Raw genomic sequence first — 13,797 nt, forward strand, 5'->3', positions numbered from 1 at the left:
TCTCCAGATGTCTGGTGGTCAAATCCAGGAGTGGCGAGCCGGTAAAGTGCCGTTGAGGCGATAGGCGCCGACCGCGTGATATTTCCAGCGCACCGGGTCGTGCAACGTATGCACTCGGGCATTACGCCAATGGCGGTCGAGATTGAATTCGGCGAGGGTCGCGCGGCTACCGGCCAGTTCGAAGAGCTTTTCGCTGGCGAGTAGAGAAATCTCGGTGGTGAGCACTTTCGCTTCAGCCACGGCGATGGAGGCGCGTGCGGCAGACTCGGCAGTGAGCGGCGCGGCGTGGACTTGATCAAGCACTCGCCCGGCCTTGCGCAGCAGCGCTTCGGCGGCGTGCAGTTCGATTTTCAGTTTGCCGATGTCGGCGATCACATAAAGGTCATCACTGGCGCGATCAACCTTGGCGTCGATCCACGGCCGTGCTCGGGTTTTGACGAACTCAATGGCATCGTCGATGGCGCCACGGGCGATGCCGGCGTCGATGGCCGCCTGGATCAGTTGCGACACCGCGCCTTGGGTATTCGGGATTTCGTTGATCTTCCAGTTGTCGACGACCAGGCTCGATTCGACGCGCACGTTATTGAGCAAAATCGTGCCGCTGGCGGTGGTGCGCTGACCGAAGCCTGACCAGTCATCAACGATGCGCAGCCCCGGCGTGCCGCGACGGACGAAGGCCAGTACTTGCTTGCCGTCATCGTTAAGCGCTTTCACCGCGACCCAGTGCGCAAACAGCGCTCCGGTGGAGTAGAACTTCTGGCCGTTGATCACGTAATCGTCGCCGTCGGCGGTGATCCGTGCTTTCAGTTCCAGGGTGTTTTTGGTGCCGCGTTCCGGGCCGGCATTGCCGATGCGCCAGCCTTCCAGAACACTCTGGAACAGCTGCTTTTTCTGCTCCTCGGTCGCGCTGCCGAGCACCAAATTGATGATGCCGAACTGGTTCTGCGGGATTTGTCCCAGCGCCGGGTCGGCCGCCGAAATAATGGCGAAAACCTCGGCCAATGTGACGAACGAAACCTGCGGGCCACCGTATTCGCGCGGTATGGCAATGCTGCCTAAGCCGCTGCGGGTGAACTGTTCGATTTCCGACCACGGCAATTTGCGCTGACGATCGCGTTTGGCGGCCTGCACGCGGGCGACTTGCGCCAGCTCATGGGCGGCCTTGATGGCTTGGGCGTCGTTGCGCAAGACTTGCGCGGGCAACAACAGTGGGGCGATGTCCAGATCCGACTGGACGTTTGCGTCTGCCAGACTGGACATCAGTGCCGCTCCTTGGCTGCACGCAATGCCCTGGCGATCTGCACTGGGGTGATTGTGTTCCGGACCATACTACCTACCTCACATCTCATGAAAAACGCCGCAAAAGCGCGGCGAACGAAAGAATGTCCGGTGGTCCGGTTCATATACCCTAAGCGTGTATAAATATTAAATAAACTAACTTTTAGGAATATGCATAGAAGGGTGTGTGGTCGGGTTGGTTAACGAATTTTTATGGCTGGAGTGATCCTGTGGCGAGGCAGCTTGCTCCCGCCGGGGTGCGAAGCGCTCCCGAAACCTGCACACCGAGATTTATCAGTTCAATGGTCGTGTCAGGTTTTGCGACTGCTGCGCAGCCGAGCGGGAGCAAGCTCCCTCGCCACAGGGAACTGAATCATTGTTTGCGGGATTCGGCGGCTTTCAGTTCGGGTCGCAGCGGCACTTTCAGATAAGGGTTGACGCAGCCGATTTTTAACGTCCGCGGCGGCGCCCAGCGTGAGTTGTTTCCGACCCGGTCGATGACGCAATAGGTCACGTCGAGGCGCAGATCTTCTCCAGCTTCAACGATGATCGCCGGTGGCACCCAGACCTGAATCGGCAGCCCGACGTCCGCGGCCGTGATCGGTGCCAGATCCATGCGCACGTCACCCCAACGCAAGGTAATGGCGTCGTCTTCGGCCATGCTCGTATACGGCTCGATGGTCAACGGTACGCCGCGTTTGATCTGATTCGGATTCACGCCCTGGCGGCGAATGCTGTCGGGGATCGTCACGGGTGCCAATTGTTGATTCTCGTCCCCGCACAGGGCGGCAGGCTGGCCGCCGGGGCAGTCGAGTTTGACCTCTACGCGAGTCGCCGCCGACGTCGCCGCCCCTTGGCCGACTTGCATCAGCCGATAGTGAATGCGTGCGGTGCCGCTGGCGATGAAACTCTCCGGAACCCGCAGGCTGACCGTGGCGCCGACATCTTCAGCGGACAGCACCCGCGAGGCGACATAGCATTTGTTCCAGAACAGTTCGATCAGGTCGCCGCAATCCATCTCGGGGTAAGGCGGTACGTTGACCAACAGGTGTGCGGCGGCTGCCAGATTGATGCCGGTTTGTTGCCCTGGCGCCAGCATCGGGGCGGCCAGATCGGTGTTCTGCGAAGTGCGGGTCATCGGTTTCTCTCCTTGAAGTCTTGCAGCGAAGTCCGTTTCCGAAAGAATAAAAAACGTCAATTAACGGGCAATAAAACTGTGAGTTTTGTTCAAGTTTGATGCGCATTGATTTAACTAAGTGGTGCCGGTTGGCGACTAGATAAGAGTGTGCGGGAAGGGGTGTCAATAGACGGCGTTAGTTAATCCGTGAATTACAAGTTAATCAGAAGACTCCTACATCGTTGAGGCCTTATGCCTAGGCTCTATGATGAATTTGGCCACAGAACTCGCGTTTTTTTGCCGATTTGGAAGCGGGTATATTCAAACCCTGGCGGACGGGGGACGGCATATTAAAGACGCACCATAACGATTGCAGAACAGCGAGTTGTATTACGCTGGACGATGCAGGGGGTGCAGAATGAGTATTGAAGTGAGGGTGCAACTTCCATCCGTGGAAGTTTGCGATTAGCGCTGGAAGTTTCAGGCGTGATTAAGGAATTTACTGAGAAATTGCTGAGTGCGTTGTTCTTTCGGATTGGCAAACAGCGCTTTCGCCTCGCCTTGCTCCACGATGACGCCCTTGTCGAAAAACACCACACGGTTGGCGACGTCACGGGCGAAAGCCATTTCGTGAGTGACAATCACCATGGTGCGATTTTCTTCGGCCAGACCGCGGATGGTCGCCAATACTTCGCCGACCAGTTCCGGATCGAGGGCCGAGGTCGGCTCGTCGAACAGAATCACTTCCGGTTCCATTGCCAGCGCTCGGGCAATCGCCACGCGCTGTTGCTGACCACCGGAGAGACGACGCGGGTAGGCGTCCTCTTTGCCAGCGAGGCCGACCTTGGCCAACAGCTTTTTACCCAGGGCCACCGCTGCTTCGCGCGGCATCTTCTTGACCACGATCGGGCCTTCGATGACGTTCTCCAATGCAGTGCGATGGGGGAACAGGTTGAAGTTTTGAAACACGAAGCCGACGTGCTGGCGCAGGTTGCGCACCAGGCTCTGCTGCTGATTCAGCGGGCGGCTGGTATCGATCTCGATATCGCCGACCTTGATCCGGCCGCTGGTGGGTTGTTCAAGGAAATTCAGGCAGCGCAGGAACGTCGTTTTCCCCGATCCGCTGGGGCCGATGATCGCGACGACTTCGCCTTCCTTGACCTCAAGGTCGATGCCGTTGAGCACGACCTGACCCTTGAATTGCTTGGTCAGTTTTTCCACGACAATCATGGGCTCAGGACTCCTGGTCGTGCCGATTGACCCGCTCTTCCAACTTGTTCTGGAAGTGCGAGAGCACCGTGGCCAGAATCCAGTAGATCAGCGCGGCGGCAAGATACATGGTGAAGACTTCGAAAGTCCGGGCGGTAATCAACTGCGCCTGACGGAACAGCTCCGGCACCTGAATGGTGGCGGCCAGTGCCGTGTCCTTGACCAGTGAAATGAAGCTGTTGCCCAGCGGCGGCAACGCCGTGCGCATCGCTTGCGGCAGGATGGCCCGGCGCAAGGTTTGCGCGCGGGTCATGCCGATGCTCGCAGCGGCTTCCCACTGACCGCGCTCGATCGAACCGATCGCGGCGCGCAGAATTTCACAGGCGTAGGCGGCCATGTTCAGCGAGAAGCCGATCAGCGCCGCCGGCAGCGGATCCAGTTCGAGACCCAATTGCGGCAAGCCGTAATAGATCACGAACAGTTGCACCAGCAGCGGCGTGCCGCGAAAGAACGACACGTAGATGCGCGCCAGCCAGCTCACCGATTTGAAGCGCGACAGGCGCATCAACGCCAGGCCAAAGCCCAGCAGCAGGCCGAAGAACATCCCGCCGAGGCTGAGGACTACCGTGTAATACGCGCCCTTGAGCAGAAAGGGCGCGGAGTCCAGTGCGAGTTGGAAAGCTTCTTCCATTATTTCGTGACGTCAGCGTTGAAGTACTTCGTGGACAGCTTCGCCAGGGTGCCGTCGGCACGCAGTTCGTCGAGCGCCTTGTTCACTGCAGCGAGCAATTCAGGCTCGCCTTTACGCAGGGCAACACCGGCTTCCTGACGCGAGAAAGCTTCACCGGCAGCGACGGTTTTCGGGGCTTTCTTGGCGTATTCCAGTGCAGCCAGACGGTCGATCAGGATGGCGTCGGTGCGGCCGTTGTTGAGGTCGGCGAACTTGGTCGGATCATCATCGTAGGTGCGCACGTCAGCGCCCGGCACGTTGGCGCGAACCCATTGTTCGTAGTTGGTGCCCAGGCCGACACCGACTTTCTTGCCGGACAGGTCATTGGCGGTCTTGATGTTCAGCGACGCTTCTTTGCTCTTCAGCACCAGTGCCTGAATCCCGGAAACGGTGTACGGCTCGGAGAAGTCATACTTCTTTTTGCGCTCGTCGGAGATGGTCACCTGGTTGACTACGACGTCCAGACGCTTGGATTCCAGCGCGGCGAGAATGCCGTCCCACTTGGTCGGCTGGATCTTGGCTTTGACGCCGAGTTTTTGCGCGATTGCTTCGGAGAGCTCGACTTCGAAACCGGACAGTTTGCCATCGGCATCGACGAAGCTGAATGGAGGGTAAGTGCCTTCCAGGCCGACGTTGATAACGCCTTTGTCCTTGATCTGTTGCAGCTGCTCACCGGCGACTGCCTGGCTGATCAGACCGGCGCTCAGCGCCAGGCCCAGTGAACCCACCAGCAGATTGCGACGTAGTGCGGAAAAATTCATGACGAGCCCCTGTGTTTTCTTATGGAAGACGCTAAAGGAAAGTTGGCGAATGGGTGATTCGTGCGCCTGCGTTATCGTGCCCTAAAGCAGCTTATGCGTCTTGCGCGAAATTCGCCTGCGGCGAGACTATAAGATGTCTGCGTTAGACTTGAAAATACTTAATATTGAAAATGATATTCTTTATTGGAATATGCAGCGTCTGTGGAAAAAGATGCAGCCTGCGGCAGCTCCTACAGGTAATCCCGTGCAGGAGCTGCCGCAGGCTGCGATCTTTTGATCTTGCTCTTACAAAAAATCCCTATAGGCAAACAACGCCGGCGCGCCGCCGGTGTGCAAGAAAATGATCGGCCCCTCATCAAAACGCTGACGCCCGATCCCGTCCAGCAATCCCGCCATCGCCTTGCCGGTATAAACCGGATCCAGCAGCACCGCTTCCTGACTCGCCAAAAGCTTCACCGCTGCCAAAGTGCCGGCATTCGGCTCGCCATAACGCGGACCAAAATATTCGTCCCACAACTCGACCTTGAAACTGGCCGGCAGTTCGACGCCGAGCAGCGCCGCGGTGCGTTCCGCCAGGCCCTGCACCTTCGGCCGTTGATCTTCTTCACTGCGCGAAACCGTCACGCCGATCACCGGCAATTGCGGCAGCACTTCGCTCAACGCCAAGGCCAGACCGCTGTGCGTCCCGGCACTCCCCGAGGCCAACACCACGGCGGCGAAATTCAGGCCGGTGTCTTTGATCTGCTCGGCCAGTTCCAGGCCGGCGCGCACATAACCCAGCGCACCGAGCGCATTTGAGCCGCCGATTGGCACCAGATACGGTTTCTTGCCATTGCTGCGCAAACGCACGGCGAGGGCGGCCAGTTGTTCATCAGCGTTGTCGAGGTTGTCGACCAGCTCGACCTTGGTGTCGAACAGATCCAGCAGCAGGCGATTGCCGTTGCCGGTGTAGTTGCTGTCATCGGTGCCGAGTGGATTTTCCAGCAACGCCACGCAGCCGAGACCGAGTTTGGCGGCCAGCGCAGCCGTTTGCCGAACGTGGTTCGATTGCAGTGCACCGGCGGTGATCAGTGTGTCGGCACCTTGCGCGAGGGCGTCGGCGGCGAGGTATTCGAGTTTGCGCAGCTTGTTGCCGCCCATGGCCAGCGGCGTCAGGTCATCGCGCTTGATGTACACCTCGCGGCCGAGCCAGGACGACAGGCGTTCGAGTTTTTCCAGCGGCGTCGGATGGCCGAGCAGGTCGAGACGGTTAAAGCGATCCAGCTGATTCTTAATCATGAGTCCGTACTGGCGGAGAAAGATGAAAGGACTATAGGCACGCGCTTTTGCAGGGGCAACCGTCAATCGCTTATAGCCAAATGAACTGAGTCCAGCACTATCGGTTCTTAATTCGCCCTCGCGAGCATGCCGTAAAGTAGGCGCCGTTGACGCGGCCCGACAGTCCGGCCGCCCGTGAGGAGTCTTTACCGTGAGCGAGCGTTCCAGCCATTGGCAATTGCAGACCATCGTCAGTCAACTGCGCAGCGCGCGGGATCAGTGGCGGGCACAGAACGGCCGGGCGTCCGGCGAGCAGGGTGGTCGCGAGTTGCCGTCGCGGGCAGCGATGGCGGAGATTCTTGAAGCGTTGTGTGGCGCGCTGTTCCCGATGCGCCTGGGCCCGGTGGATTTGCGCGAAGAAAGTGAAGACTTCTACGTCGGCCACACCCTTGATGTGGCGCTGAATGCCTTGTTGGCGCAGACCCGCCTGGAACTGCGTTACGTCGCCCGCCACAGCGCGCAGGCCGACACCGAAGTCGAGGCCCGCGCGATTCAGATCGTGCAGGATTTCGCCTTGGCACTGCCGGGCCTGCGCACGCTGCTCGACACCGATGTGCTGGCGGCTTATCACGGTGACCCGGCGGCCCGCAGCGTCGATGAAGTGCTGCTGTGCTATCCGGGGATTCTCGCGGTGATTCACCATCGTCTGGCCCATCATTTGTATCGCGCAGGCTTGCCGTTGCTGGCGCGGATCAGCGCGGAAATCGCCCACTCGGCGACCGGCATTGACATCCATCCGGGTGCGCAGATCGGCCGTAGCTTCTTTATCGATCACGGTACGGGTGTGGTGATCGGCGAGACGGCGATCATTGGCGAGCGTGTGCGGATTTATCAGGCCGTGACGTTGGGCGCCAAGCGCTTCCCGGCGGATGAAGACGGGCAGTTGCAGAAGGGCCATCCGCGCCATCCGATTGTTGAAGATGATGTGGTGATTTACGCCGGGGCGACGATTCTCGGGCGGATCACCATTGGCAAGGGTTCGACCATTGGCGGCAATGTCTGGCTGACGCGCAGCGTGCCAGCGGGGTGCAATCTGACCCAGGCGAATTTGCAACATGATGACGGGACGCAGAAGTAGGCTCTGAAATTGCGTTGCGGCATCTGGCCTCTTCGCGAGCAGGCTCGCTCCCACACTGGAATGCGTTTCAAATATGGGAGCGAGCCTGCTCGCGAATGGTTTTCAGACCAAATCAAGATAATGGCAATCAGCCAATTCTCCAGTGAACGAATACCCTCAAACCCGCGTCATACCCATCCTTGAGCTAGCGTAGGAAAACTACCGCCTAGCCGTACGATTAGTCCTTACCCCCCCATCCATGTTTAACTTGAACGTTCATTCAAGTTAAACCGGTGGTTCGCTGCCCGCTCACAACAGGAGGCTTGCCTTTGCTGAGTCCGATCATTTCAGCCACGTTTCAACCCCTCGAGGTGCACGTTTCATGAGTGCATCGTCTACCCCCGCCAGCGGTCTGGTACGCATGAATCCGCCGGTGTTCTACTTTGCCGCGACGGTCATACTGCTGTTTGGTCTCGTCGTCATCGCCATGCCTGAACAGGCTGGCGCCTGGCTGCTGGAAGCGCAAAACTGGGCGGCCAACACGGTCGGCTGGTACTACATGCTCGCGATGACCCTGTATCTGGTCTTCGTGGTGGTCACCGCCTTATCCGGCTACGGCAAGATAAAACTCGGTGCCGACCACGACGAACCCGAATTCAGTTACCTGTCCTGGGCCGGCATGCTGTTCGCCGCCGGGATCAGCATCACGCTGTTCTTCTTTTGCGTGTCCGAACCGCTGACCCACATGCTGCAGCCGCCGCAAGGCGAGGCCGGCACGGCGGATGCGGCGCGTCAGGCAATGCAGGTTCTGTTTCTGCACTGGGGCCTGCATGGCTGGGGCGTGTTCGCCTTCGTCGGCATGGCGCTGGCCTACTTCGCTTACCGCCACAACCTGCCGCTGGCGCTACGCTCGGCGCTGTATCCGCTGATCGGCAAACGCATCAACGGCCCGATCGGTTACGCAGTGGATGGCTTCGGCATCATCGCCACGGTGTTCGGTCTGGGCGCCGACATGGGCTTTGGGGTGTTGCACCTCAATTCCGGTCTGGACTACCTGTTCGGCATCGCTCACACCCAGTGGATTCAAGTCGGCCTGATCACGCTGATGATGGGCGCGGCGATCATCGTTGCGGTCTCGGGTGTCGATAAAGGCGTGCGGGTGATGTCCGACATCAACATGCTGCTGGCCTGTGCGCTGCTGCTGTTTGTGTTGTTCGCCGGGCCTACCCAGCATCTGCTCAACACTTTGATCCAGAACATCGGCGACTACCTCGGGGCCTTGCCGATGAAGAGTTTCGACCTCTACGCCTACGACAAACCGAGCGACTGGCTCGGCGGCTGGACGGTGTTCTACTGGGCCTGGTGGATTGCATGGTCGCCGTTCGTGGGTCTGTTCATCGCACGGATTTCCCGTGGCCGCACCATCCGTGAATTCGTCTTCGGCGTGCTGCTGATTCCGCTCGGTTTCACCCTCGCGTGGATGTCGATCTTCGGCAACAGCGCCATCGATCAGGTGCTCAACCACGGCATGAGTGCGCTGGGCATGTCGGCCCTCGACAACCCGTCGATGAGTATTTACTTGCTGCTGGAAACCTATCCATGGAGCAAAACCGTCATCGCCGTGACGGTGTTTATCAGCTTCGTGTTCTTCGTCACCTCTGCCGACTCCGGCACCGTGGTGCTCTCGACGCTGTCGGCCAAGGGTGGCAACCCGGACGAAGACGGGCCGAAATGGCTGCGGGTGTTCTGGGGCGCGATGACCGCGCTGATCACCAGTGCGCTGTTGTTCTCCGGCAGCATCGATGCGCTGAAGTCGGCGGTGGTGCTGACGTCGTTGCCGTTCTCGCTGATTCTGCTGCTGATGATGTGGGGCCTGCACAAGGCGTTCTATCTGGAGTCGCAGAAACAGATCGCGCAACTGCATTCGCTGGCACCGGTCTCCGGTTCGCGGCGCGGCACGGGCGGCTGGCGACAGCGCTTGAGTCAGGCTGTGCATTTCCCGTCGCGGGACGAGGTGTACCGCTTCATGGACACCACGGTGCGCCCGGCGATTGAAGAAGTGACGGCGGTGTTCGTTGAAAAAGGCCTCAACGTGGTCACGCAACCGGACCCGGCGAATGACAGCGTCAGCCTCGAAATTGGCCACGGTGATGCGCATCCGTTCATCTATCAGGTGCAGATGCGCGGCTACTTCACGCCGTCGTTCGCGCGTGGGGGCATGGGTTCCAAGCAGCTCAACAATCGTCGCTACTATCGCGCCGAAGTGCACTTGAGCGAGGGCAGTCAGGACTACGATCTGGTCGGCTACACCAAAGAGCAGATCATCAACGACATCCTCGACCAGTACGAGCGGCACATGCAGTTCTTGCATCTGGTGCGTTGATTGGCAGCTGAGCGCCGGGACGTTTTACGACTCGGCGCTCAGCACCATGAACAACACCATCGCCGCCACCGGCACGCCGAACACCGCACTGCCAATCGCTATTTCCGAACCCAGGGGCTGGCCCGCGTGCACCACGCCTACCGCGCCATTGATCACCGTCAACGCCAGCCACAGGGCGGCGAAGCCGTAGGCCATGGTCTGGCGGCTGAAGCCAATGCGCTCGCCGATGTAGAGCATCAGCGCGAGCAGGACCAGGCCGAAGAAAATGATGATGGCGGTGTGCATGGCGAGCTCTGTCTAGTGGATGTTTATTGCCTGAAAGACCGCTATCGCGAGCAGGCTCGCTCCCACAATGGATCTCGGCTGGACATAAATTTCATGTACACAGGAAATCCCTGTGGGAGCGAGCCTGCTCGCGAAGGGGCCACCTCGGTGTTCTTTAGAGCATAGACAATCCCGCCCCCGCCATATTCATCAGGTACTTTCGCGTTCGATGACTTGGCACTGCAACAGATTCAATCGTTGCACCTCGTCGCTGGGTAATACACCGAGACTTTCCAAAACGCGCGTTGCAGCCAGCACGCCAATCTCCAGCGCCGGCGGTTTGATCGTGCTCAGGCTGGGCAGGAGCATCTCGGCGAAAGGGTAATCACCGAAGCCGAGGACGGCGCAGTCTTCAGGAATTTTCAGGCCCGCGCGTTGCCCGGCGAGCAGGCCGCCGGCGGCAAGGTTGTCGTTGGCGAAGATGATCGCGTCGGGGCGCGGTGAGGTGCTCATCAGGGTGTCCATCGCCTGTTTGCCGGCCTCGAACGGCGCGCGATCAGCGTCGGGGGCGAAGACCCACGGTTCCAGGCCGGATTCTTTTAAAGTCGCCGCGTAACCGTCGCGGCGCTCCAGTGCGCTGAAGTCACCCGCAGCGCTGTTCTGGACGAAGGCAATGCGTCGGTAGCCTTTTCCCAGCAGATGTTTTGCCGCCTTCACGCCCACTTCAAAATGCGAAAAACCGATCTGCATCGGCTCGCGATCCGACTGGTAATCCCAGGTTTCAATCACCGGAATATCTGCCTCGGCGATCATCTTTTCCGTGCCCGCACTGTGAAAGTGACTGGTCAGCACCAGCGCCGCCGGCGACCAGCCGAGAAACGCGCGCACCGCGTTTTCTTCCTGCTCGGCGCTGAAGTAACTTGATGCCAGCAACAGCTGATAGCCATGCCGGCTGAGGGTGTCGCTGAAGCCTTGGATGGTATTGGCGAAGATCGGTCCGGAGATGTTCGGAATCACCATGCCGACGATTTTTCCCCGCGCCGAGGCCAGCCCGCCGGCCACCAGATTCGGTACATAACCCAACTCGGCCACCACCGCCGCGATGCGTTCGCGGCGTTCGGGCGACACCTGCTCGGGCTGATTGAAATAGCGCGACACGGTAATCGCCGAAACCCCGGCCTCACGTGCCACGACATTCAGGGTCACGCGTCCGGCGCCACGGCGTTTGCGCGGTTTTTCTTCGCTCAAGGGTCGATCCTTCTTAAAAACCAAATCGCATATAAAAGTAATTTTTCAGTATTGGACGATCTATGGGTGGCTTGCCAATACTGGCGATGTTAGCGCTAACAAAGCGCGTTGTCTGCTACTCGCTCGAGCGAATGCCCAAGACACCGATTCAGGCGCTGTCGTCGCAGAACGGCAGCGGATCAGGGCCAATTTCGAGCGGGCAGAGCATGCACAATATTCCTGGGGCGACACACACACTGGCGCAATCGATTCGCGCCGCAGGCTGGTTATTGACGGGGCTGGCGGCGCTGCCATTGCCCAACGCCTTCGCCGCCGAGAGCGCAGATCAAGAGCCGACACTGAAATCCGTGACTGTCACCGCGACCCGTCGCGAAGAGTCGCTGCAAAAAGTCCCGGTCGCGGTTTCGGTGATCGACGGCGAGCAGCTTGAGCGCGATAACCGCAACGGCGTGGCGAGCATCGTTCAGCAAGTGCCGTCGCTGAACTTCCGCACCGGCGCGTCGAACAAGGACACCTCGTTGTTCGTGCGCGGCGTCGGCACCATTTCCACCTCGCCGGGCGTCGAGCCGACCGTGGCGACGGTGATCGACGGCGTGGTGTATGCGCGTCCGGGGCAGTCCACGCTCGATCTGCTGGATCTGGAGCGCGTCGAAGTATTGCGCGGCCCGCAAGGCACGCTGTTCGGCAAGAACGCCTCGGCCGGTGTGCTCAACATCACCAGCAAGGCGCCGACCGCCGAGACCCACGGCTACATCGATCAGTCGTACTACAGCGGCAACGAAAGTCGCACCCGTTTCGGCATTGGCGGCAGTCTGATACCGGACACGTTGAAAGGCTCGATCAGCACCCTGTTCGGCAGCTACGACGGTAACGTCGACAACCAACACAATGGCCAGGAGGTCAACGGTTACAACCATCGCGGCGTGCGCGGCAAACTCGAATTCACCCCGAACGACGACGTCACTTTCACGCTGATCGCCGACTACATGCAGTCCCACGACGACGGCCCCAACGGCGTGGTCAGCAAGTCGCTGACCCCGGCCTTCGCCAACGCGCTCAGCCCGGTCAATGCGAGCAGCCACAACCGCGACATCAACACCGACACGCGCAGTCACGTTGAGGACATCAACAAAGGCCTGTCCGGCCAGCTCGACTGGCAATTGGGCGATTACACGCTGACCTCGATTACCGCATGGCGCGGCTGGGACAATACGCAGTATCAGGACGGCGACCGTCTCGGCACAGTGACGGCAGCGTTCCCCGGCACGGCGGACAAGGGCGATCTGGCCTTCGATCAATACTCGCAAGAGCTGCGTCTGGCCTCACCGAAAGGCGAGTTTCTCGAATACGTCGGCGGCCTGTTCTACATGCACGGCAAGGACGACGAGACCTATCAGCGCACGCTGACGACGACCACGCGCACCGACCGTGGCGTCGCCAATTACAGCACCACCAGCGACAGCTATGCGGTGTTCGGTGAGAGCACGCTGAACTTCACCTCCGACTTTCGCGGCATCGCCGGCCTGCGCTATACCCACGATAATCTCGAATACGATCACCGCCGCGTTTCGACTTCGGCGACCACGGTCAGCGGCATTCAGCCGGCGACCAGCAGTTCCGGTTCAGTGGACGAAGACGGCTGGTCCGGGCGCCTCGGTGTGCAGTACGACCTGAGTGATACGGTCACCACTTACCTGACCTACTCGCGCGGCTACAAAGGTCCGGCTTACAACGTGTTCTTCAACATGCAGCCGCGCGACACCGAAGCGCTGAAACCGGAGACCTCCAATATCTGGGAAGCGGGGATCAAAGCGACGAGCTGGAACAATCGCCTGACCACCAACCTCGCGGTGTTCCACAGCGACTACGACAACTATCAGGCGAACTTCTTCGACACCGTCGCAGGCCAGGTGGTGACGCGCCTGATCAATGCCGGCAGCGTCAGCACCGAAGGCGTCGAACTCGATTACGCCTTGCAGGCCACCCAACAATTGAAGCTGTCCGGCGCACTGGCCTACACCCGCGCGCGCATCGACGAATTCGCCTGCCCGGCCGGCGCGGCGGCGTCGTGCAACGTCAACGGCAAACCGCTGCCGTTCAGCCCGGACTGGAAAAGCTACGTGCGCGCCGACTACACCATCCCGCTGGATAACGGCCTGGATATCGAACTGGGCACCGACTACAGCTGGCAGAGCGAAGTGCAGTACGACATCAGCCAGAACGCCGACACCAAGCAGGGCGCCTACGGTCTGTGGAACGCCAGTGTCGCGCTGGCCGATTACAGCAATGGCTGGCGCGTGGCGCTGCTGGGCAAGAACCTCACCGACAAGTCTTATTCGCCATTGCTCGCCAGCGGCGGCAACTACATTTATCGCGCCGTGCCACGGGATGACGAGCGCTACTTCGGCGTGCAACTGCGCAAGGATTTTTAAC

General features: G+C 59.8%; 12 protein-coding genes. 4 read left to right on the forward strand and 8 right to left on the reverse strand.

Annotated features, from left to right (window positions below; all coding sequences use genetic code 11):
- Window positions 1-18 precede the first annotated feature (18 nt).
- From A8O26_RS04525 to tcyJ, 5 genes are all read right to left on the reverse strand, one after another.
- Window positions 19-1,260, reverse strand: a complete 1,242-nt coding sequence (locus tag A8O26_RS04525) for an SfnB family sulfur acquisition oxidoreductase (RefSeq protein ID WP_064116963.1) — start codon at window positions 1,258-1,260, stop codon at window positions 19-21.
- 391 nt (window positions 1,261-1,651) lie between these two features.
- A complete protein-coding gene (locus tag A8O26_RS04530) occupies window positions 1,652-2,416 on the reverse strand; it encodes a hypothetical protein (RefSeq protein WP_064116964.1) in 765 nt (254 codons plus the stop codon).
- Window positions 2,417-2,875: 459 nt separating this feature from the next.
- Window positions 2,876-3,625: an L-cystine ABC transporter ATP-binding protein TcyN gene (gene tcyN, locus A8O26_RS04535; RefSeq protein ID WP_064116965.1), complete on the reverse strand. Its 750-nt coding sequence runs from the start codon at window positions 3,623-3,625 to the stop codon at window positions 2,876-2,878.
- A 4-nt stretch (window positions 3,626-3,629) separates the two neighbouring features.
- On the reverse strand, window positions 3,630-4,295 hold the full coding sequence (gene tcyL, locus A8O26_RS04540; RefSeq protein ID WP_007918741.1) for a cystine ABC transporter permease: 666 nt from the start codon (window positions 4,293-4,295) through the stop codon (window positions 3,630-3,632).
- Entirely contained in the window at window positions 4,295-5,095 is an 801-nt protein-coding gene (tcyJ, locus tag A8O26_RS04545) for a cystine ABC transporter substrate-binding protein (RefSeq protein ID WP_064116966.1), read from the reverse strand. The genes tcyL and tcyJ overlap by 1 nt, the downstream gene beginning before the upstream one ends.
- A 133-nt stretch (window positions 5,096-5,228) precedes the next feature.
- Between tcyJ and A8O26_RS29745 the strand changes: the two genes are divergently transcribed.
- Window positions 5,229-5,372 (forward strand): hypothetical protein, encoded by a 144-nt coding sequence (locus A8O26_RS29745; RefSeq protein ID WP_155740641.1) that lies wholly within the window; start codon window positions 5,229-5,231, stop codon window positions 5,370-5,372.
- Between the two features lie 8 nt (window positions 5,373-5,380).
- Here the strand turns inward: A8O26_RS29745 and A8O26_RS04550 are convergent, their stop codons facing one another.
- On the reverse strand, window positions 5,381-6,373 hold the full coding sequence (locus A8O26_RS04550) for a D-cysteine desulfhydrase (protein ID WP_064116967.1): 993 nt from the start codon (window positions 6,371-6,373) through the stop codon (window positions 5,381-5,383).
- A 190-nt stretch (window positions 6,374-6,563) separates the two neighbouring features.
- Between A8O26_RS04550 and epsC the strand changes: the two genes are divergently transcribed.
- Together epsC and betT are read left to right on the forward strand one after the other, a co-directional pair.
- Entirely contained in the window at window positions 6,564-7,490 is a 927-nt protein-coding gene (epsC, locus tag A8O26_RS04555) for a serine O-acetyltransferase EpsC (RefSeq protein WP_016983653.1), read from the forward strand.
- 400 nt (window positions 7,491-7,890) lie between these two features.
- A complete protein-coding gene (gene betT, locus A8O26_RS04560) occupies window positions 7,891-9,852 on the forward strand; it encodes a choline transporter BetT (RefSeq protein ID WP_172828122.1) in 1,962 nt (653 codons plus the stop codon).
- A 24-nt stretch (window positions 9,853-9,876) separates the two neighbouring features.
- On the opposite strand, the gene A8O26_RS04565 is transcribed toward betT, so the two are convergent.
- Complete coding sequence (locus A8O26_RS04565; RefSeq protein ID WP_064116969.1) at window positions 9,877-10,137, reverse strand: hypothetical protein; 261 nt, start codon at window positions 10,135-10,137, stop codon at window positions 9,877-9,879.
- A 189-nt stretch (window positions 10,138-10,326) separates the two neighbouring features.
- On the reverse strand, window positions 10,327-11,364 hold the full coding sequence (locus tag A8O26_RS04570) for a LacI family DNA-binding transcriptional regulator (RefSeq protein ID WP_064116970.1): 1,038 nt from the start codon (window positions 11,362-11,364) through the stop codon (window positions 10,327-10,329).
- A gap of 206 nt (window positions 11,365-11,570) precedes the next feature.
- Here A8O26_RS04570 and A8O26_RS04575 point away from each other — a divergent pair, with 206 nt between their 5' ends.
- Window positions 11,571-13,796, forward strand: a complete 2,226-nt coding sequence (locus A8O26_RS04575) for a TonB-dependent receptor (RefSeq protein WP_064117306.1) — start codon at window positions 11,571-11,573, stop codon at window positions 13,794-13,796.
- Window position 13,797: the final 1 nt, after the last annotated feature.

Source organism: Pseudomonas fluorescens (genome assembly GCF_001648775.1).
GTDB lineage: Bacteria > Pseudomonadota > Gammaproteobacteria > Pseudomonadales > Pseudomonadaceae > Aquipseudomonas > Aquipseudomonas fluorescens_M.

Excerpts from the sequence above, each read along its gene's own strand:
- A8O26_RS04565 (WP_064116969.1), bottom strand. The coding sequence starts at position 10,137 with ATGCACACCGCCATCATCATTTTCTTCGGCCTGGTCCTGCTCGCGCTG.
- A8O26_RS04530 (WP_064116964.1), bottom strand. The coding sequence starts at position 2,416 with ATGACCCGCACTTCGCAGAACACCGATCTGGCCGCCCCGATGCTGGCG.
- tcyN (WP_064116965.1), bottom strand. The coding sequence starts at position 3,625 with ATGATTGTCGTGGAAAAACTGACCAAGCAATTCAAGGGTCAGGTCGTG.
- betT (WP_172828122.1), top strand. The coding sequence starts at position 7,891 with ATGAATCCGCCGGTGTTCTACTTTGCCGCGACGGTCATACTGCTGTTT.
- A8O26_RS04550 (WP_064116967.1), bottom strand. The coding sequence starts at position 6,373 with ATGATTAAGAATCAGCTGGATCGCTTTAACCGTCTCGACCTGCTCGGC.
- tcyJ (WP_064116966.1), bottom strand. The coding sequence starts at position 5,095 with ATGAATTTTTCCGCACTACGTCGCAATCTGCTGGTGGGTTCACTGGGC.
- A8O26_RS29745 (WP_155740641.1), top strand. The coding sequence starts at position 5,229 with ATGTCTGCGTTAGACTTGAAAATACTTAATATTGAAAATGATATTCTT.
- tcyL (WP_007918741.1), bottom strand. The coding sequence starts at position 4,295 with ATGGAAGAAGCTTTCCAACTCGCACTGGACTCCGCGCCCTTTCTGCTC.
- A8O26_RS04525 (WP_064116963.1), bottom strand. The coding sequence starts at position 1,260 with ATGTCCAGTCTGGCAGACGCAAACGTCCAGTCGGATCTGGACATCGCC.
- A8O26_RS04575 (WP_064117306.1), top strand. The coding sequence starts at position 11,571 with ATGCACAATATTCCTGGGGCGACACACACACTGGCGCAATCGATTCGC.